This is a genomic window from Microcella frigidaquae, from assembly GCF_014200395.1.
Classification (GTDB): domain Bacteria; phylum Actinomycetota; class Actinomycetes; order Actinomycetales; family Microbacteriaceae; genus Microcella; species Microcella frigidaquae.
Genome location: NZ_JACHBS010000001.1, coordinates 2,168,716 through 2,186,981 on the forward strand (window position 1 = coordinate 2,168,716; position 18,266 = coordinate 2,186,981).

20 protein-coding genes are annotated in these 18,266 nt (G+C 72.8%); 8 read left to right on the plus strand and 12 right to left on the minus strand.

The features are described from left to right. Positions 1–9 precede the first annotated feature (9 nt). The 3 genes from dapE (at position 10) to BJ959_RS10670 (ending at position 2,792) form a co-directional block, all read left to right on the plus strand. The gene (gene dapE / locus BJ959_RS10660) at positions 10–1,155 is read left to right on the plus strand and encodes a succinyl-diaminopimelate desuccinylase (RefSeq protein ID WP_183321979.1); all 1,146 of its coding nucleotides are present in this window, start codon (positions 10–12) and stop codon (positions 1,153–1,155) included. After that, on the plus strand, positions 1,152–2,492 hold the full coding sequence (locus tag BJ959_RS10665) for a hypothetical protein (RefSeq protein ID WP_341799861.1): 1,341 nt from the start codon (positions 1,152–1,154) through the stop codon (positions 2,490–2,492). Before dapE ends, BJ959_RS10665 begins: the two co-directional genes overlap by 4 nt. 132 nt (positions 2,493–2,624) lie before the next feature. Continuing rightward, on the plus strand, positions 2,625–2,792 hold the full coding sequence (locus BJ959_RS10670; protein WP_082005572.1) for a DUF3117 domain-containing protein: 168 nt from the start codon (positions 2,625–2,627) through the stop codon (positions 2,790–2,792). 54 nt (positions 2,793–2,846) lie between these two features. Here BJ959_RS10670 and BJ959_RS10675 read toward each other — a convergent pair whose 3' ends face one another. Next, positions 2,847–3,476, minus strand: a complete 630-nt coding sequence (locus BJ959_RS10675) for a class I SAM-dependent methyltransferase (protein ID WP_153981822.1) — start codon at positions 3,474–3,476, stop codon at positions 2,847–2,849. Positions 3,477–3,539: 63 nt separating this feature from the next. Between BJ959_RS10675 and BJ959_RS10680 the strand changes: the two genes are divergently transcribed. Then, entirely contained in the window at positions 3,540–3,917 is a 378-nt protein-coding gene (locus BJ959_RS10680; RefSeq protein WP_153981823.1) for a sec-independent translocase, read from the plus strand. Here the strand turns inward: BJ959_RS10680 and BJ959_RS10685 are convergent. The 4 genes from BJ959_RS10685 to BJ959_RS10700 form a co-directional block, all read right to left on the minus strand. After that, positions 3,914–4,900 (minus strand): LysR family transcriptional regulator, encoded by a 987-nt coding sequence (locus BJ959_RS10685; protein WP_153981824.1) that lies wholly within the window; start codon positions 4,898–4,900, stop codon positions 3,914–3,916. The genes BJ959_RS10680 and BJ959_RS10685 overlap by 4 nt on opposite strands. Positions 4,901–5,119: 219 nt before the next feature. Beyond that, positions 5,120–6,274 carry an Mrp/NBP35 family ATP-binding protein gene (locus BJ959_RS10690; RefSeq protein ID WP_153981825.1) on the minus strand — a complete coding sequence of 385 codons (1,155 nt, stop codon included), beginning with the start codon at positions 6,272–6,274 and terminating at the stop codon, positions 5,120–5,122. After that, entirely contained in the window at positions 6,264–6,893 is a 630-nt protein-coding gene (locus tag BJ959_RS10695) for a DUF1003 domain-containing protein (RefSeq protein WP_153981826.1), read from the minus strand. Before BJ959_RS10695 ends, BJ959_RS10690 begins: the two co-directional genes overlap by 11 nt. Beyond that, positions 6,893–8,197: a magnesium transporter MgtE N-terminal domain-containing protein gene (locus tag BJ959_RS10700; RefSeq protein WP_183321981.1), complete on the minus strand. Its 1,305-nt coding sequence runs from the start codon at positions 8,195–8,197 to the stop codon at positions 6,893–6,895. The genes BJ959_RS10695 and BJ959_RS10700 overlap by 1 nt, the downstream gene beginning before the upstream one ends. 36 nt (positions 8,198–8,233) lie before the next feature. On the opposite strand from BJ959_RS10700, the gene BJ959_RS10705 reads away from it, so the two are divergent. Next, positions 8,234–8,752 carry a YflT domain-containing protein gene (locus tag BJ959_RS10705; protein WP_183321983.1) on the plus strand — a complete coding sequence of 173 codons (519 nt, stop codon included), beginning with the start codon at positions 8,234–8,236 and terminating at the stop codon, positions 8,750–8,752. 56 nt (positions 8,753–8,808) lie between these two features. Here BJ959_RS10705 and BJ959_RS10710 read toward each other — a convergent pair whose 3' ends face one another. Then, positions 8,809–10,335, minus strand: a complete 1,527-nt coding sequence (locus BJ959_RS10710; protein ID WP_153981828.1) for an aminopeptidase P family protein — start codon at positions 10,333–10,335, stop codon at positions 8,809–8,811. A 37-nt stretch (positions 10,336–10,372) separates the two neighbouring features. Then, positions 10,373–11,392, minus strand: a complete 1,020-nt coding sequence (locus BJ959_RS10715) for an endonuclease/exonuclease/phosphatase family protein (protein WP_153981829.1) — start codon at positions 11,390–11,392, stop codon at positions 10,373–10,375. Between the two features lie 90 nt (positions 11,393–11,482). On the opposite strand from BJ959_RS10715, the gene BJ959_RS10720 reads away from it, so the two are divergent. Beyond that, positions 11,483–12,334 carry a PHP domain-containing protein gene (locus BJ959_RS10720; protein ID WP_153981830.1) on the plus strand — a complete coding sequence of 284 codons (852 nt, stop codon included), beginning with the start codon at positions 11,483–11,485 and terminating at the stop codon, positions 12,332–12,334. Here the strand turns inward: BJ959_RS10720 and BJ959_RS10725 are convergent. Genes BJ959_RS10725 through BJ959_RS10735 form a run of 3 tightly spaced genes read right to left on the minus strand, consistent with a single transcriptional unit; the run spans position 12,331 to position 16,431 of the window. Then, entirely contained in the window at positions 12,331–13,479 is a 1,149-nt protein-coding gene (locus tag BJ959_RS10725; protein WP_165878977.1) for a serine hydrolase, read from the minus strand. The genes BJ959_RS10720 and BJ959_RS10725 overlap by 4 nt on opposite strands. 10 nt (positions 13,480–13,489) lie before the next feature. Next, entirely contained in the window at positions 13,490–14,926 is a 1,437-nt protein-coding gene (locus BJ959_RS10730) for a DHA2 family efflux MFS transporter permease subunit (protein WP_341799863.1), read from the minus strand. A gap of 59 nt (positions 14,927–14,985) precedes the next feature. Next, a complete protein-coding gene (locus BJ959_RS10735; RefSeq protein ID WP_153981833.1) occupies positions 14,986–16,431 on the minus strand; it encodes a DEAD/DEAH box helicase in 1,446 nt (481 codons plus the stop codon). A gap of 87 nt (positions 16,432–16,518) precedes the next feature. Here BJ959_RS10735 and BJ959_RS10740 point away from each other — a divergent pair, with 87 nt between their 5' ends. Together BJ959_RS10740 and BJ959_RS10745 are read left to right on the plus strand one after the other, a co-directional pair. Continuing rightward, positions 16,519–17,235 carry a ferritin-like fold-containing protein gene (locus BJ959_RS10740; protein ID WP_153981834.1) on the plus strand — a complete coding sequence of 239 codons (717 nt, stop codon included), beginning with the start codon at positions 16,519–16,521 and terminating at the stop codon, positions 17,233–17,235. A gap of 9 nt (positions 17,236–17,244) precedes the next feature. Beyond that, entirely contained in the window at positions 17,245–17,580 is a 336-nt protein-coding gene (locus tag BJ959_RS10745; protein ID WP_153981835.1) for a hypothetical protein, read from the plus strand. A gap of 50 nt (positions 17,581–17,630) precedes the next feature. Here BJ959_RS10745 and BJ959_RS10750 read toward each other — a convergent pair whose 3' ends face one another. Together BJ959_RS10750 and BJ959_RS10755 are read right to left on the minus strand one after the other, a co-directional pair. Beyond that, positions 17,631–17,939, minus strand: coding sequence for a hypothetical protein (locus BJ959_RS10750; RefSeq protein ID WP_153981836.1), 309 nt, complete (start codon positions 17,937–17,939; stop codon positions 17,631–17,633). A gap of 92 nt (positions 17,940–18,031) precedes the next feature. Further along, positions 18,032–18,256, minus strand: coding sequence for a DUF3107 family protein (locus BJ959_RS10755; RefSeq protein ID WP_153981837.1), 225 nt, complete (start codon positions 18,254–18,256; stop codon positions 18,032–18,034). Positions 18,257–18,266 lie beyond the last annotated feature (10 nt).

Below are 18,266 nucleotides of genomic sequence, written 5' to 3' on the forward strand. Positions count from 1 at the left end.
CCTGGAGGCGTGACCGAGACCGCCGTCCCTGCCGCCGACCACCCGCTCGAGCACGCCCTCGACGATGTGGTGGCCCTGACGGCGGCCCTCGTCGACATCGCGAGCGTCTCGGGCGATGAGCGGATGCTCGCCGACGCGATCGAGCACGTGCTCCGCCTCCGCGCCCCGCACCTGGAGGTCGTGCGCGATGGCGACGCGATCGTCGCCCGCACGCACCTCGGCCGCGCCCAGCGCGTCGTGATCGCCGGGCACATCGACACCGTTCCGGTGAACGGCAACCTGCCCAGCCGGCTCGAGCTCGACGGGGGCAGCGGCGATGCCCGCACCGGTACCCTCCACGGCCGCGGCACCGTCGATATGAAGGGCGGCTGCGCGGTCATGCTCGCGCTCGCCGTGGCGCTCGCCGAGCCCGCCTACGACGTGACGTGGGTCTGGTACGACCACGAGGAGGTCGAGGCCAACCTCAACGGCCTCGGACGCCTCGCCCGCACCCGGCCCGAGCTGCTGGCCGCCGACTTCGCGATCCTCGGCGAACCGAGCAACGCCGGCATCGAGGGTGGCTGCAACGGCACGCTCCGCGTCGAGCTCACGGCGACCGGCCGGCGGGCCCACTCGGCGCGCGCCTGGATGGGCGTCAACGCGATCCACGGTCTCGCCCCCGTTCTCGACCTGCTCGCCCGCTTCGAGCCGCTCGAGATCGAGGTCGACGGCCTGCGCTACCGCGAGGGGCTCAACGCTGTCGGCATCCGCGGCGGGGTCGCGGGCAATGTCATCCCCGACGAGGCGGTGATCACGGTCAACTACCGCTTCGCGCCGTCGCGCTCGGTCGCCGAGGCCGAGCAGGAGCTGCGCGACCTGTTCGCCTCGGTCGCGCCCGCGGTCACGATGACGGTCACCGACGCCTCGGGCGGCGCCCGCCCGGGGCTGGATGCGGAGCTCGCACAGCACTTCGCCGCCGCGGTCGGCGGCACCCCGCAGCCCAAGTTCGGCTGGACGGATGTCGCCCGCTTCGCCGAGCTCGGCATTCCCGCCGTCAACTACGGCCCCGGCGACCCGTCGCTCGCTCACACCGACGACGAGCGCGTGCCCATCGAGCAGATCATCGCCTGCGAGCGCGGGCTGCGCGCCTGGTTGACGGGGGAGCCGGTCGGGTGACGACCCTCGCGCCCCCGGCGGCGGGTTCCGCGGGCGCGGTGCTCGACGTGCTGCGCCGCACGCCGTGGTGGGCGGCGGTGCTCGGCATCTGGGCGGCGTCGCGGCTCGTCACGACGAGCATCCTGCTGTCGTTCGCCGCTCGGCAGGGCGAGAACGCGTGGACGGCCGCGAGCCCCGGCTACCTCGACTTCGCTCGGCTGTGGGACGCCCACTGGTACTACATCATCAGCGTCGTCGGGTATCCCAGCGAGATTCCGCGCGATGAGAACGGGCTCGCCGGCGAAAGCGCCTGGGCCTTCATGCCGGTCTACCCGGGGCTCATCCGGGTCGGCATGGCGCTCACGGGCGACACCTCGCCGCAGGGCTTCGCCGCGGTTGCGGTGACGATCTCGGTGGCCGCGAGCGCGGTCGCCGCGCTGCTGTTCTTCCGCCTCTGCCGCCGGTGGCTCAGCGAGGGCACGGCCCTGCTCGCGACGGCCCTGCTGTGCGTCGCGCCGCTGTCGCCGATCGTCCAGGTCGGCTACGCCGAGAGCCTGCACCTCGCACTGCTGTTCGGGGCGCTGATCCTCGTGCTCGACCGCCGCTGGGTGCTCCTGCCGGTCGTCGTCACCGTCATGGCGCTGACGCGGCCGAGCGGGCTCGCCTTCGCCCTGCTGCTCGCGCTCGTGTGGGGGTGGCGCTGGTGGACCCGGCGCGATGAGCCCTTCCCGCCCCTCGAGCGGGTGCGCCTGGGACTCGCGGCGGTCATCGCGGGGCTCGCCGGGCTCGCCTGGCCGGGAATCGTCGCGGTCGGCACCGGCGAGCTGCGCGGGTACCTCGAGACCGAGCTCGCGTGGCGCCGCCCGTACATCGGCGAGGGCGAGCTGCTGCCGTTCATGCCCTGGGTCGAGGGGGCCGGCTGGTGGGGCGGGCAGGTCTGGTGGCCGAACCTGCCGCTCGCGGGGGTGCCGTTCTCGGGGGGCGAGGTGCTCGGGGTGAGCATCCTGATCGGGATGCTGGCCTTCGCCGCGCTCTCCTTCGGCCTCCCGGCCATGCGGCGCATGCCGCTCGAGCTGCGGTTCTGGCTGATCGCCTACGCGCTGTACCTGCTCGCCGTGTTCTTCCCGCAGTCGAGCACGTTCCGCCTGCTGGTGCCGCTGGCGCCCGCGCTGGGCGCGCTCGCGCTGGGCATCGCGAGCGTCGGCACGGGGCGGGTCGGCGGTCGCTGGTCGCCGCCGATCGTGCGGGGTGCACGCGTCGCGCTGGCGGTGCTCGCACTCGGTCTCGGCATCGCCGGCCAGATCGCCTGGGTGCATGTCGGCTGGTGGGTCGACGGCTACGACTGGACACCGCCGTGACGCACTGACGAATAGTCGCCGAACAGTCGCTGTACCCGGGGTGAGACCGCTCTCCGCCCGGCCTCTCGATTTAGCCGTTGAGCATCCGTAAGGGATAATGGAAGCAGGATTTCAGCGAAAGGGGGAGGCCGAATGGCTGCCATGAAGCCCAGGACCGGCGACGGACCGATGGAGGCTGTCAAGGAGGGTCGCCTCATCATCGTGCGCGTCCCGCTCGAGGGCGGCGGCCGCCTGGTCGTCTCGGTCAACGACGACGAGGCCCGCGAGCTGCACGACGCTCTCGCTGCCGCCATCGGTTGACCGGAGACCCCTCCGACGACCCGCTCGGCCTCGTTGAGCTGATCCGGGGTGCGCTCAGCGGGCGGTGACGATCTGCAGCAGACCGTCGCCGACCGGTGACACCGCGGTGCGAACGGCCGTCGACTCGAGCAGCTCGGCGAGGATGCCGCGCAGCTCAGCCGTGACGCCGTCGCGCCGGGCGGGGTCGGGCACCGCATCGTGCCACAGCGCGTGCGGCAGCAGCACCGCCCCGCCGGGGCGGACGAGCCGCAGCGCATGCTCGAGGTACTCGGCGATCGAGGCCGGGTCGGCGTCGATCAGCACGGCGTCGTAGCTGCCCTCGTTCATCCGGGGCAGCACCTCGCTCGCGCGGCCCGTGATGAGGCGCACCCGCGCCGCCGGGTGCCCGGCGTCGGTGAAGTGCCGACGAGCCGCCTCGTGGTGGTCAGCCTCGACGTCGATCGACGTGAGCTGCGCATCCGGAGCGCCCTGCAGCAGCCACAGGCCGGAGACCCCGACGCCCGTGCCGATCTCGATGAGCTGCTCGGCCGCCAGGGCCGCGGTGATGACCGCGAGCTGCGCGCCGGTGGCCGCGCTGATCGGCTCGACGCCGAGCTCGAGCGACTGCGCGCGCGCGCCGCGGATGACGTCGGGTTCGACCGTGCGGTCCTCGACGAACTTCCACGACAGATCTTTGCTGGCCACGATGCTCCTTCTCGACGCCCAGCCTAGGGCGAACCTCCCGGCTGGCCCCGGTATTCTCGAGGGGTGTCCTGGGGCCTGACGTTCGAGAAGCTGCTGCTCATCGGACTCATCGCCGTGCTCATCATCGGCCCCGACCGCCTGCCGGGGTACGCCGCCCAGTTCGGCCGGTTCGTGCGGACCGTGCGCGACATGGCCAATGGCGCGAAGCAGCGGATGCGGGACGAGATGGGCCCGGACTACGACGACGTCGACTGGAAGAAGCTCGACCCGCGGCAGTACGACCCGCGCCGCATCATCCGCGAGGCGCTGCTCGAGGACGAGGCACCGCCCACCCGGCCTGGCGCCGTGGCGGCGGCCGCACCCCGCGAGTCGGCCTACGCGCAGCGGCAGCGGCTGATCCGCGAGGGGCGCCCGGCGCCGTTCGACCCCGAGGCGACCTAGGCGCTCGCGCTCCAGAGACCGGCGCCACCGACGGTCGGGATCGCCGCCGTGACCGTGCGCGGCTCGCCGACCGTGCGGTAGCCCTCCATGACGCGCTCGGCCTCCGCCTGCAGCAGCTCGATCACCCGGCGCACGCTCGGCCGCTCGGCGCGGTCGGCCCGCAGCAGCGCCGAGATCTGCCGTTCGGCCGAGAGACCGGTGATGGGACGCGTCACGATGCCGTTGCCGTGGCTGCGGGTGGTGAAGCGGGGCAGGATGGCGATGCCGACGCCGGCGGCGACGAGGCGCTCGACGATGATGTTGTCCATGATCCGCTGCACGATGCGCGGCTCGCGGCCGACGACGGCCGCCAGGCGGTCGTGCACGCGGTCGTAGGGATAGCCGAGCGGCGCCCCGATCCAGTCCTCGTCGATGAGGTCGGCCGGGCGGACGACGCTCTTCTCGACCAGCCGGTGCCCGGCGGGCAGCGCCACGTCGAAGGGCTCGGTCATGAGCGGTACGACGGTCAGCCCCTGCTCGCTCCAGTGCGCGGGGATCCCCTGCGAGTCGGCGAGCACGAGGTCGTAGTCGGGGGTCAGCATCGCGAACTCGGGCTGCGGCAGGTCGTGGTCGGTGACGACGATCTCGAGGCCCGGCTCCTCGCGCGCGGCGAGCAGCACTCCGGGCAGCAGCATCTGCCCGGCGGTGGGGAAGGTGCTGACGGTGACGATGCCCTGCGGGCTCGCCGCGAACTCCTGCCACAGCGCCTCGGCGGCCTCGATCGCGACCGCGATGCGGCGCGCGGTGTCGGCGAGCGCGAGCCCCGCGCCGGTGAGCACGAGCCCGCGACCCCGGCGCTCGGTCAGGGGGACGCCCACCTCGGCCTCGAGCACCTTCAGCTGCTGCGAGACGGCGGATGCGGTGCGGTGCGTGGCCCGGGCGACCGCGGTGATGCTGCCGCGGTCGGCGAGCTCGCGCAGCAACTGCAGGCGGCGGACATCCATGCCGCAATACTAAAGCAGAACTGCACTGTTACTTCAGAAAGTATCGATTGTGCTAAAGCATCGCGGGCACTGGAATAAGAGTGTTCAGGAAACCAAGGAGACCCCCGCCATGACCGCTCTGCTCGTCATCATCGCTCTGCTCGCCGCTGCTCCCGTCGTCTCGACGGTCGTCGTCGCGAGCCGCGACGGCTACCGTCGCGTGCCGGCGATCGAGCGCTACTAGGCCCGGGAGGATCCCGCGTCGCGGGGTGCGAGCGAGAGCTTGCGCCCCGCGAGCCCGCGGGGCCGCCGCGCCAGCTCGGACGCCAGTCGCCGGATCGCCGCTCCCGCCGGGTCGCCCTCCGCGCCCGGGGTTCCGAGCACGATTGGCTCGCCCGCGTCGCCGCCCTCGCGCAGCGCCACGCTGAGCGGCACCTGCGCCAGCAGCGGCACCTCCAGCCGCGCGGCCGTCTCGGCTCCGCCGCCCGAGCCGAACAGCTCGAGCACGCTGCCGTCGGGTTGCGCCAGCCCGGCCATGTTCTCCACGACGCCGATCACCGTCTGCCCCGTCTGCCGGGCCACCAGCCCCGAGCGCTCGGCCACATCGGCCGCCGCCCGCTGCGGCGTCGTCACCACCACCACCTCGGCGTGCGGCATCAGCTGCCCCACCGAGATCGCCACATCGCCCGTGCCGGGCGGCATGTCGAGCAGCAGCACATCGAGGTCGCCGAAGTGCACGTCGGTGAGGAACTGCTGCACCGTGCGGTGCAGCATCGGCCCGCGCCAGGAGACGGCCGTGCGGGCATCCACGAACATGCCGATCGAGATCACCGCGACCCCGTGCGCGCGCGGCGGCATGATCATGTCGCCCACCCGCGTCGGCTTCGCGTCGGCGATGCCGAGCAGCGCCGGGATCGAGAATCCGAAGACGTCGGCGTCGACCAGCCCGACCCGCAAGCCCTCCTGCGCCAGGGCGACGGCCAGGTTGGCCGTGAGCGTCGACTTGCCGACGCCGCCCTTGCCGCTCGTGATCGCGATGACCCGGGTCAGCGAGTCGGCCGTGAACGGGTGACCCGAGGGCCGGGCGCCGCGTAGCCGCGCGATGAGCGCGTCGCGCGTGGCAGCATCCATGACCCCGACGTCGACCGTGACCGGTCCGACCCCGTCGACGCTCTCGGCTGCCGCCCGCACGTCGCGCTCGATCGCGGTCGCGGCCGGGCAGCCGACGATCGTCAGACGCAGGTCGATCTGCACGGCGTCGCCGTCGACGCGGATGCTCGGCACCATGTCGAGCTCGGTGACCGGCCGCCGGATCTCCGGGTCGATGACGCGCTCGAGTGCGGCCCGCACGCGCCCCGCGAGGTCGTGCGCCGGGCCCGAGGGCTCAGCGCTCATCGGTCCGCGGAGCCCCGGAGCTGCTCACGTCGCCCGCGCCGCTCTGCGCTCGCTCAACATCCGCTCGCTCAGCATCCGCTCGCTCAGCATCCGCTCGCTCAACATCCTCACGATCGCGGCGATCCAGCTCGTCCAGCAGTGCTCGCAGCTCGGTGCGCAGGTGGTCGCGGGTGACGACCTCCTTCAGCGCCAGCCGCAGGGCGACCACCTCCCGGGCGAGGTACTCGGTGTCGGCCAGGTTGCGCTCGGCGCGCTGGCGGTCCTGCTCGATCTGCACGCGGTCACGGTCGTCCTGACGGTTCTGCGCGAGCAGGATCATCGGGGCCGCGTAGGAGGCCTGCAGCGACAGGATCAGCGTCAGCAGGGTGAAGTTCAGCGCCCGCGGATCGAACTGGGCCTCGACCGGCGCCACGGTGTTGTAGACCAGCCACACCGTGACGATGACGGTCATGCCGACCAGGAACCAGGGCGTGCCCATGCCGCGTGCGAAGGCCTCGGAGAACCGGCCCATGCGGTCGTTGCCGGTCGAGAAGCGCGGCACGAGCGGGGTGCGCAGGCCCTTCGGCGAGTCGAGCCGCACCTCGGGCCGGCGCTCGCGCCGACGATCGCGCGCCGCCATCAGCGGCCCTCCTCGGGGCGGATGCGGGCAGCGGGCGCGGCGGCGCGGCGGCGCGGCGGCACCGTCGTGTCATGGTCGGCGCTGCGCCAGTCGTCGGGCAGCAGGTAGTCGAGCACGTCATCGATGGTGACCACGCCCACCAGGCGGTGGTTCTCGTCGACGACGGGCAGCGAGACGAGGTCGTAGCTGGCCAGGCGGCGCGAGACCTCGGCGGCCGAGGTGTCGGGCCCGACCGGCTCGATGCTGCGGTCGATGATCGTGCCGAGGCGCTCGTGCGGCGGGTAGCGGAGCATCCGCTGGAAGTGCACCATGCCCAGGAACCGCCCGGTCGGCGGCTCGTAGGGCGGTAGGGTGACGCAGATCGCCGCGCCGATGGCGGGCGCGAGCTCGTGGCGGCGGATCAGCGCGAGGCCCTCCGCCACGGTGGCGTCGGCCGAGACGATGATGGGCTCGGTGGTCATGAGACCGCCGGCGGTGTCGGCGTCGTAGCTGAGCAGGAAGCGGACGTCCTCCGCCTCCTCCGGGTCCATGAGCTCGAGCAGGTGCTCACCGCGCACGGTCGGCAGCTGGGCGATGAGGTCGGCCGCGTCGTCGGGCTCCATCTGGTCGAGCACGTCGGCGGCGCGCTCATCGTCGAGCTGGGCGATGATCTCGACCTGCGCGGTCTCGGGCATCTCCTCCAGGGCGTCGGCGAGGCGCTCGTCCGAGAGCTCCTCGGCGACCTCGATGCGGCGCGTCTCGGGCAGCTCGAGCAACGAGGTGGCGAGGTCGGCCGGCAGCAGCTCGTTGTAGGAGGCGACGAGGTGCTCGGCGCTCTGCGGCACGGCCCCGGTGGTCTGCTCGATGACGTCGCCCCAGCGCACGAACATCGTCGCGCCCTTCGCGAAGGGCGCCGGCACGCTGCGCGGCTTGCGCACGAACAGCTGGTCGACCGTCCACTCGCCGAGGCCCGACTCGACGATCGCGACGTCCTCGATGGTCGCGGAACCGCCGCCGTCACGCAGCTGCACGCCGCGACCCACGAGCTCGGCGAGTACGCGCACCTCGCCGCCGCGCTGGGCGAAGCGGCGCAGGTTGATCAGGCCGGTCGTGATGACCTGGCCGCCGCTCATGCTCGTCACCCGGCCGATCGACACGAACACCCGGCGCCGGCCCGGAACCTCGACGACGAGGCCGATGACGCGCGGCGGGTCGTTGCGGCGGTAGACGACCAGAACGTCGCGCACGCGACCGACGCGGTCGCCGACGGGGTCGAAGACCGCGCATCCCGCGAGGCGGGCGACGAAGACGCGGGTGCTGCTCACGGCACAACCTTATCGGCGGGCTGTCAGAATGGCCTGGTGAGCACTCCGAGCCTCTTCGGCCGCCGTCCGGCCGCGCCGCCGACTGTCCCGCAGGGCGACGTGCTCGGCGAGTACGCGACCTACCCGGAGGCCCAGAAGGTCGTCGACCGGCTCGCCAAGGCCGACTTCGCGGTCTCGGGCATGGCGATCGTCGGCAGCGACCTGAAGACCGTCGAGCGCATCACGGGTCGCATGACCTACGGGCGCGCCGCGATCGCGGGGGCGGCGAGCGGCTCGTGGGTGGGCCTGTTCTTCGGGCTCGTGCTGTTCTTGTTCTCGCCCGCGCCCGACTTCTCGCTCGTGCTCGCCGCGGCGCTCATCGGGGCCGGGTTCGGCATGATGCTCGGCATCGCCTCCTACGCGGTCAACCGCCGCCGCCGCGACTTCAGCTCGACCCATCAGGTGCTCGCGGGCTCGTACCAGGTGATCATCGACCCGAGCCAGACGGCGCGGGCGCGTCTCGCGCTCGCCGAGTCGACGGCGCAGGCCGCGGCCGAGGAGAGCGCGGGAGACTAGACGCCGGGCCGCGGGCGCGCGTCAGCGCGACCGTGAAGGGTGCTGTCGGGCGCGCGTCAGCGCGACCGCATCCAGGTCTCGACCTCGTCTGCGGTGCGCGGGATGCCCGCCGAGAGGTTCTCGGCCCCGTCGGTCGTGACGAGGATGTCGTCCTCGATGCGCACGCCGATACCGCGGTACTCCTCCGGCACGGTGAGGTCGTCGGGCTGGAAGTACAGGCCCGGCTCGATCGTGAAGACCATGCCGGCCTCGACGATGCCGTCCATGTAGAACTCGCGCCGGGCCTGCCCGCAGTCGTGCACGTCGAGGCCGAGGTGGTGCGAGGTGCCGTGCACCATGTAGCGGCGGTGGTATCCGGCATCGGGCGCGAGGCTCTCCTCCGCCGAGACGGGCAGGAAGCCCCACTCGGCGGTCTTCCGGGCGATGACCTGCATCGCGGCCGCGTGCACCTCGCGGAACCGGATGCCCGGCCTCACGATCGCGAACGCGGCATCGGCGGCCTCGCGCACGGCCTCGTACACCCGGCGCTGCACGGCGGTGAAGGTGCCCGACACCGGCAGGGTGCGCGTGATGTCGGCCGTGTAGTAGCTCTCGAGCTCGACGCCGGCGTCGATGAGGATGAGGTCGCCGGGAACGACGGGGCCGTCGTTGCGCGTCCAGTGCAGGATGCAGGCGTGCGGCCCGCTCGCGGCGATCGTGTCGTAGCCGACCGTGTTGCCCTCGGCCCGAGCCCGGCGGTTGAAGGTGCCCTCGACGAGGCGCTCACCGCGCGGGTGGGCGATGATCTGCGGCAGGTCGGCGATGACGTCGGCGAAGCCCTGCTGCGTGGCGGCGACCGCGCGGCGCATCTCCTCCACCTCCCAGGAGTCCTTGACGAGCCGCAGCTCGCTGAGGTCGCGCGCCAGCTCGGCGTCGCGCGCGGGGTCGACCTCCACGTCGTCGCCCGCGACGCCCGCGAGCATGCGCAGCGCGTCGAGCCGGTCGGTCAGCGCACGGTCGGCCTCGCGCACGATGAGGGTCTCGGCGCCGTCCGAGGCGCCCGCCTCGTCGGCATCGGCCAGATCGGCGCCGATGAGCCCGAAGACCTCCTCGAGCGTGTCGAGCCCGGCCGTCGCCAGGCCCAGTGCCGCGGCGACCTCGGCGAGCGAGGGGCGCGGGCCCGTCCAGAACTCGCCGATCTCGGGGTTCGCGTAGAACTCGTCCGAGTCGCGGCCGGCCCCCTCGCGGAAGTACAGGGTCGCCGTGTGCCCGGCGTCGGTCGGTTCGAGCACGAGCACGCTGCCCGGCACCGTGTCGGCGCCCCAGCCGGTCAGGTGCGCGAACGCCGAGTGGGCGCGGTAGGCGTAGTCGGTGTCGTTCGATCGCTGCTTGGCCGGGCCGGCGGGCAGCACGAGCCGCACGCCCGGGTAGAGCGCCGACAGGCGGGCGCGGCGCTCGGCCGCGCGTGCGGACACCGGGCGCTCAGGCACCTCGACGCGGGGCCGGTCGGCCCACTGGCTCGAGATGTACTGCCGGAAGGTGTCGCTGGCCGGAGTGGTGGAGCGGTTCTCGGTCGCGCGCGGAGCATCCTTGCCGTCGGTCATGCCCCCATTCTGGCACCGCGCGGATGCCCGCCCGCCGTCACCCCAGGATGATGCGGGCCACGACGGGCCGGTGGTCGCTGCCCGCCCCGTCGTACTCGGTGAGCACGCGCATGCCGGTCACGGCGATGTCGGGCGACACGAACACGTGGTCGATCGGTGCCCCGAGCAGCGGCGGCAGCCGCGTCGGCCAGGTGCCGACGGCCCCGTTGCCGGTGAGCAGTCCGGCGTTCTGGCACTCTCCGAAGCCGAGCCCGGCGACGGCGGCGCTCGGGTCGACGATGCGGAAGTGGTCGGCGGTCGCGTTGAAGTCGCCCGCCATCACGACGTTCTCGCCGGCGCAGATGCCGTCGACCCAGCGCAGATCGGCCCGCCAGTTCTCCAGCTCACCGGGCAGCGGGGCGACGGGATGCACGCCGACGATCGTCAGCCCGCCCGGGTCGAGCGGCCGCAGCACGATGCTCGGCAGCACCGTGGTGTTGCCGACCGTGTCGTCGACCTCGTGCCGGCCCAGCTCGACCGAGACCAGCACGCTCGTCGACCGCGCCTTGGCGACGTAGTCGAAGGCGATCGAGTAGACCCACATGGGTCGGTCGGCCTCGCGGGTGAGCTCGGCGATCGCGATCGCCGTCTCCTGACTCGTCTCGGGCAGCACGACGATGTCGGCCTGCTCGGCGATGATCAGCTCGGCGATGCGCTCCGCACCGGGGGCGTCGCCGAGGGTGTTCCACGTGAGCACCGAGAGCTCGGCCGGCGCGCGCGTGGGGAACGACTCGTCGCCGAACCCGCGCGTCGACAGCACCGCCCCGTTGACGAGCGCGAAGAGCATCGCGAGCAGGGCGAGCGCGGCGAGGAACCGCCGGGCTCCTGCCCACAGCAGCGCCACGAGCCCGAGCGTGATCGCTGCGGCCACGGCGATCACCGACGTGAGCGCGCGCACCGACACCAGTTGGGCGACCACCGGGGCCTCGGCGAGCCCGAACAGGTTCGGCCACGCGATCACCAGCAGCGCGGCCGCCACGCCGACGACGATGACGGCGGCGAAGAAGCGGCGGATCATGGTGGGCCGAGCCTAGCGGGCGGGCCTTGGCGGCTCCCGGGGGGTGCGGCCCGCGGCGGACGCCCGGGTCGGGCCGCCTAGCATGGCCCTATGACCCGCGGCCCGATCGACCTGCACACCCACAGCAGCGTCAGCGACGGCACCGAGACCCCGACGCAGCTGATCCGGGCAGCGGTCGAGGCGGGCCTCGACACGATCGCCATCACCGACCACGACTCCACCGCGGGGTGGGACGAGGCGGTCGCCGCTGCGGCCGGCACGGGACTCCAGGTGATCCGCGGCATGGAGCTGAGCACGCGGCACGAGTGGCGCAGCGTGCACCTGCTCGGGTACCTCTTCGACCCGCACGATCCGGTCATCCTGCGCGAGACGGCGCGCACGCGCGACGACCGCCTGACGCGCGCGGAGCGCATGGTGGCGCGTCTGGCTGAGGACTTCGATATCACCTGGGATGACGTGCTCGCGCAGTCCGGCGGCACCACTATCGGCCGCCCGCACATCGCCGACGCGCTCGTGGCGCGGGGCGTCGTGCCCACGCGCAGCGCGGCGTTCGAGTCGATCCTGCACTTCCAGGGCGGCTACTACCTGCCGCACGAGGCGCCGACGGTGCTCGACGGCGTGCGCATGATCGCCGAGGCCGGGGGAGCCCCCGTGCTCGCCCACCCCGCCACCCGTGGGCGCGCCGCCGTCGTCGACGGGGATGACCTCGGCCGGCTCGTCGATGCGGGACTCGTCGGCCTCGAGGTCGGTCACCGCGAGAACACCCCCGACGGGAAGGCCCGCCTGCTCGAGCTGGCCGCGCAGTACGACCTCGTCGTCACCGGATCGAGCGACTACCACGGAGAGGGCAAGCCCAACCGGCTCGCCGAGAACACGACGGCGCCCGAAGCGCTCGAGCGGCTCATCGCCGCGACCCGCGGCATCGCTCCGGTGCGGGCCTAGCCCTCCCCGCCGTCGCTCCCGCCGGCGCCCTCCTCGCTCGCTGCACCGTGCGCCCCCCAGATCGTCGAGAGGGCGTTGACCAGCTCGACACGCGGGGCGCCCATCCGGTTGCAGGCGATCGCGATCGTCAGGTCGCGCGCGGGACTGACCTCGAGGATGCTCACGGATCCGCCCCACCGGCCGGCGTGGAAGAGCGTGCCGTCGGCGGCGATGCGGATGCCCGCGCCGTAGCGCTCGCCCGCGTACTCGGCGAGGCCCTCCGATGAATCGACCGCTCCCTCGGCGGCGGCCGCCAGGAGGCCGTCGGAGGCGAACTGGGCGCTCCAGCGCACCAGCTCGGTCGGCGTGGTGACGAGGCCCACCGGTCCGACGGCCGTCCAGGCCGCGATGATCGGCACACCCTCGGCATCGTGGCCGACCGCGACGTCGGCAGCGACCGCGGCCGGCTCGATGCGGGCGTCGAGACCGAGCGGGTCGAGCACGCGGGCCTGCAGCGTCGCCGCGAACGGCTTGCCGGTGACGCTCTCGACCGCCGCCGCGAGGAGAACGTAGTGGCTGTTGGCGTAGGCGTAGCCGGAGCCGTCGAGGGGCGCCTCGACCCGCCGGATCGCGGCGAGCACGGCGGCCTGGTCGGCGGGGTCGCTGAAGCCGATGCCCTCGTCCTCGAGCTCGATCCAGAAGTCGGGCAGCCGCGCGGTGTGGTGCAGCAGCTGCTCGACGGTGATCGTGCGGCCCCAGGCGGGCAGCCCCGCCACGTGGGTGCCGATGGGGTCGTCGAGGCCGAGGAGTCCGTCGCCGACGAGCGCCAGCACCAGTGCCCCGGTGAACTGCTTCGCGAGCGAGGCCATTTCGAACCGGGTGCTGGTCGTCAGCGGCGTGCCGGCCGCGAGGTCGGCGAGTCCGCGCGCCCCCGCCCAGAGCGGCTCGCCGGGGCGGCCGACGGCGGCGGAGCATCCGGGAGCATCGTCGGCGACCAGCGTCGCGAGTACCGCATCGCTCGCGGCGGCCTGCTTCGCCAGGCGCTGGATGCTGGCCGGGGCCCCCGTCGACCCGCGTTCGCCGCCGACAGGCAGGCTCGCCGCGCACCCGCCGAGCAGCGGCGCGAGCAGCAGCGCGAGCGCCGTGGCGCCGATCGCCGCTCGCACCGCCACGGGCCTAGTGCCCGTCGGGGGTGCCCGGTCCGCCGGGGGCGGCGGACCGCTGCCAGCGCACCAGCAGCACCAGCGGGATGATCGCCGTCGCGAGCACCGCCGCGACCGTGAACGCCGCCCGCACGCCGTCGGCCGTGATCGAGGCGTCGCCGGTCGGCGGGGCGATGAACGCCGCGACCGACAGGAACAGCGCGATCCCCGCCGCTCCCGCGACCTGCTGCACGGTGCCGACGATCGCCGAGCCGTGCGGGTTCAGCTGCGGGCGCAACGACGCCATGCCGTTGGTGAGCAGCGGCGTGAACAGCAGGGCCAGACCCAGGCTCACACCGATGTTCGCGACGGCGACGAACCAGATCGGGGTCGCGACCGAGAACATCGACATGATCCACAGGGTCGCCGCCATGAGCAGGATGCCGGGGATCACCAGCGAGCGCGGACCCACGCGGTCGTACCGCCGGCCGATCGCGGGCGCGAGCAGGCCCTGCAGCAGGGCGCCCGGCAGGATGATGAGGCCGGAGACGAGCGGCGAGGCGCCGAGCACCTCCTGCACGTAGAGCGGGATCACGATGATCGCGCCGAACAGCGCCATCGACGCGACGGTGATGATGCCGATCGACAGCGCGAACTGCCGCTCGCCGAAGGTGCGCAGGTCGAGCAGGGCGCCATCGGTGCGCTGCAGGCGCACCTGCCGCGTGCCGAACACCGCGAGCGCCACGACGCCCACGCCCAGGGAGATCAGACCCGTGACCACCGGGTCCGGCCCCGCGCCCGCCTCGGTGCGGCCCGCCTCGCCCAGCTGCGCGAGCCCGTACACGAGGCCGCCGAACCCGGGGATGGAGAGGAGCACGCTGAGGACATCCAGCTTCGACCCGCGGCGCTCGCCGACGTCGACCATGCGCACCGCGCCGATGATCAGGGCGGCCGTGGTGAGCGGCAGCATCGTGATGAACAACCAGTGCCAGTCGGCGATGCTGAGGATGAAGCCCGACAGGCTCGGGCCCACGGCAGGCGCGACCGCGATGACGGTCGACACGGTTCCGATAACCTGACCGCGGCGGTCGGGGGCGACGAGCGCGAACACGGTCGTGAACAGCATCGGCATGACGATCGCCGTGCCGCTGGCCTGGATCACGCGGGCCACGATGAGCAGCTCGAACACCGGCGCGACCGCGCCGAGCAGCGTGCCCGCCGTGAACAGCGACATCGCAGTCACGAAGAGCGCGCGCGTGCTGAACCGCTGCAGCAGCCAGCCGGTGATCGGGATGACCACGGCCAGCGTGAGCATGAACGCGGTCGTCAGCCACTGCGCGGCGGTCGCCGTGATGCCGAAGACCTCGATGAAGCGCGGGATCGCGACGCCCATGAGCGTCTCGTTGAGGATGACGACGAAGGCCGAGCCGATGAGCACGCCGAGCACGATGCGGCGCTGCGCGTCGGTCACGGTCGGCGCGGTGACGGCGCTGGCGGATTCGAGGGAGTGGTGGCCATAGGGGAGCCAACTTACTCCGCTGCGGCCCCATTCCCGGATGCTTCGCTCGCGGTACCCGAACCGCCCGAGCGGCGGCGGCGCCGACGCCGCTTGGCCGCGCCGCCCTCGCCGCTCGTGGTGGCGTTCTCGCCGGCGGGACGCTCGGCGCGCTCGGTGCGCTCACGACGCTCGCCGCCAGAGCCGCCGGAGCCCCCGGAGCCATTCGACCGCGTCCGCGTGCGCTCCCGCTCGCGCGGGGGCCGGGAGGCCTCCTTCTCGACCTTCGGGATCGGGGTCGCCTTGAGGCGGCCCTTCGAGCCCTCGGGGATGTCGAGGTCGGTGTACAGGTGCGGCGATGAGGAGTACGTCTCGACCGGCTCGGGGATGCCCATCTCGAGCGCCCGGTTGATGAGGGCCCACTTGTGCATGTCGGCCCAGTCGACGAAGGTCACCGCGATACCGGTCTTGCCGGCGCGGCCGGTGCGGCCAGCGCGGTGGAGGTACGTGTCGTGATCATCCGGAACCGTGTGGTTGATGACGTGCGTGACGTCGTTGACGTCGATGCCGCGCGCCGCCACGTCGGTCGCGATGAGGATGTCCTTCTTGCCCGCCTTGAAGGCGGCCATCGCCCGCTCGCGCTGCTCCTGGTTGAGGTCGCCGTGCACGGCCGCGGCATTGAAGCCGCGATCGTTCAGCTCCTCCACCAGCTTGGCGGCGGCGCGCTTCGTGCGGGTGAAGATGACCGTCTTTCCGCGGCCCTCCGCCTGCAGGATGCGGCCCACGACCTCGTCCTTGTCGAGGGCGTGCGCGCGGTAGACGATGTGCTTGATGTTCGCCTGCGTCAGCCCCTCGTCGGGGTCGCTCGCGCGGATGTGGATGGGCCGCGTCATGAAGCGTCGCGCGAGGGCGACGATCGGGCCGGGCATCGTGGCCGAGAAGAGCATGGTGTGCCGGGTCGGCTTGGTCTGCGCGAACAGCTTCTCGATGTCGCTGAGGAAGCCGAGGTCGAGCATCTTGTCGGCCTCGTCGAGCACCATGACCTCGACGTTCGCCAGGCTCAGCAGGCGCTGGCTGGCGAGGTCGAGCAGGCGGCCGGGCGTGCCGACCACGATCTGCGCGCCCGCCTTCAGCTGCTCGATCTGACCCTCGTAGGCCTTGCCGCCGTAGATGGAGACGATCGTGACGTCGCGGTTCGAGGCGGCGAGCTCGAGGTCTTCGGTGACCTGCACGCACAACTCGCGGGTCGGCACGACGACGAGCGCCTTGACGCCCGGCTCGGGGTGCAGGCCGAGGCGCTGGATGAGCGGAAGGCCGAAGCCGAAGGTCTTGCCGGTGCCGGTCTTGGCCTGGCCGATGATGTCCTGGCCGCCGAGGGCGAGGGGGATGGTCTGCTCCTGGATCGGGAAGGGCTCGAAGATGCCCTTCGTCGCCAGCGCCTCGACCATGTCGGGCTCGATGCCCAGATCAGAGAAAGTCACAGTGGTGTGTCGCCTGTCGATAGATGATGTCGTGCCAGTTTAGCCGTCGGCCCGCGGCAGGCGGGCCCATCGCCTAGGCTTGCCGTCGTGGCTTCGTGGTTCCGTCGTCGACGACCTCGCGTGGAGGCTCCCACCCTCACGCCCCGCGACACCGCCGCGGCGGCCCTCCGGGTCGATCTGGCCGACCTCGCTCCGGCCCCCGACCTCTTCCTCGGGCACTGCGCCGCACTGCACCTGACCTTCGTCGAGCAGCTCACGACCGCCATGTCGAACGCCCCGCGGGTGGCCGACAAGGATGCCCTGGCTCGCGTCACCGGCGTCGTGCTCACCCGCTATCTCGCTCTCGTCGCCGAGATCGAGCGGCTGCAGCTCGACAAGAGCGACATCATGGCGCCGCACCTCGACGGGGTCGAGGAGTTCGAGCGCCGCACCCAGGGCAACTCCTGGCAGGAGCAGGTGGCGAGCGCCCACGTCACGATCGGGTTCCTCACCGACTTCTGGATCCGCCTCGCCGCGGGCCTGCCCGCCGAGCTGCGCGACCGTGCCGTGGCGGCCCTCGGCAACGGCGACCTCGACGGGCCGGTGCACCGCGTGCTCGAGCGCGAGATCGCCGCGAACCCTCCGCTGGCCTCGCGGCTCGCGCTCTGGTGCCGCCGCCTGGTGGGCGACACGATGCTCCAGGCCCGCTCGGCCCTCGTGCTGCACGACGACCCGGCGCGGGACGAGAGCAAGATCGAGCCCGTCTTCACCGAGCTGGTCGCCGAGCACACCCGGCGTATGGACCGCCTCGGCCTGACCGCCTAGGAGCCCGCCGTGCCCGAGACCTCCCGCTCCTCCGCCGCGCCCGTTCCGCGTGCGCTGCGCACGCTGCCGCGCACCCGCCTCGGCTGGTGGGGCCTCGGGCTGCTCGGCGGCGGCGCCGCTCTGCAGCTCGTGCAGAGCTTCCTGCGCTGGGCGACCGGAGCCTGGGGGTGGGACGCCGCCGTGCGGGTGCCCGACCTGGTGTTCATCATCGTGATGAGCGCCGGCGTGCTCGTCTCCGTGCTGGCCGTGCTGCTGCGCCGGGACTACTCGATCATGATGATCGCGCTCGCGGGCGTGACCCTCATCAGCCTGGCGGGCGTGGCCGTGCGAGGCATCGCGGGCTGAGCCCGCATCCGTCGCCGGGGTGATCCGCCGCCATCGGCGGCGCAACGAGCTCAGGCCTTGGCGGGACGCCCGGGCTTCATGAGCTGCTCGAGCAGGGCCGCGTCGGAGGCCTCGCGGCGCTTCGGCAGGGCCAGGGCGAGGCCGAGGGCGACGAGAGGGCCGAGCACGAGGGCGATCACCCAGATCCAGCCGCCGTCGAAGGCCAGGCCCAGCCACACGCAGATCACCCAGATCGCGGCGGTCGCCGCTGCGCCCACCATCGGAACCAGGAGCAGCCCGTGCCACTGCCGACCCGGGACGACGTAGCGCACGCCGAGCGAGATCGCGGCGCCGATGACCGTGGCGAAGAGCAGTTCCATGGCGGTGAGCCTAGTCGAGGACGGCCCGCTCGTGCGGTGCCCGGCCCGCGCGACGGGAGGGGCGCGGTGCCGCACGGGCGGGTGGGGCCGGACTAGCCGACGAAGCCGACCTTGCGGGCCGAGTCGTTGCCGATCTCGACGTAGCCGATCGCGGCGGTCGGCACCAGGTAGTGCTTGCCCTTGCTGTCGACGAGGGTCACGAGTGGCGCACCCTTCTCGACGGCGGCCGCGATGGTCGCCGCGATGTCGGCGGCCGATTCCGAGCTCTCGAAGGCGAGCTCGCGGGGGCTGTTGAGAATACCGATGCGAATGTCCACGAGCGCCAGC

What these genes read in the sequence shown, in the direction of transcription:
- BJ959_RS10670 (WP_082005572.1), top strand. Translation starts at nt 2,625, where the DNA reads ATGGCTGCCATGAAGCCCAGGACCGGCGACGGACCGATGGAGGCTGTC.
- BJ959_RS10720 (WP_153981830.1), top strand. Translation starts at nt 11,483, where the DNA reads ATGACCCGCGGCCCGATCGACCTGCACACCCACAGCAGCGTCAGCGAC.
- BJ959_RS10715 (WP_153981829.1), bottom strand. Translation starts at nt 11,392, where the DNA reads ATGATCCGCCGCTTCTTCGCCGCCGTCATCGTCGTCGGCGTGGCGGCC.
- BJ959_RS10695 (WP_153981826.1), bottom strand. Translation starts at nt 6,893, where the DNA reads ATGGCGGCGCGCGATCGTCGGCGCGAGCGCCGGCCCGAGGTGCGGCTC.
- BJ959_RS10710 (WP_153981828.1), bottom strand. Translation starts at nt 10,335, where the DNA reads ATGACCGACGGCAAGGATGCTCCGCGCGCGACCGAGAACCGCTCCACC.
- BJ959_RS10685 (WP_153981824.1), bottom strand. Translation starts at nt 4,900, where the DNA reads ATGGATGTCCGCCGCCTGCAGTTGCTGCGCGAGCTCGCCGACCGCGGC.
- BJ959_RS10750 (WP_153981836.1), bottom strand. Translation starts at nt 17,939, where the DNA reads ATGGAACTGCTCTTCGCCACGGTCATCGGCGCCGCGATCTCGCTCGGC.
- BJ959_RS10690 (WP_153981825.1), bottom strand. Translation starts at nt 6,274, where the DNA reads ATGAGCGCTGAGCCCTCGGGCCCGGCGCACGACCTCGCGGGGCGCGTG.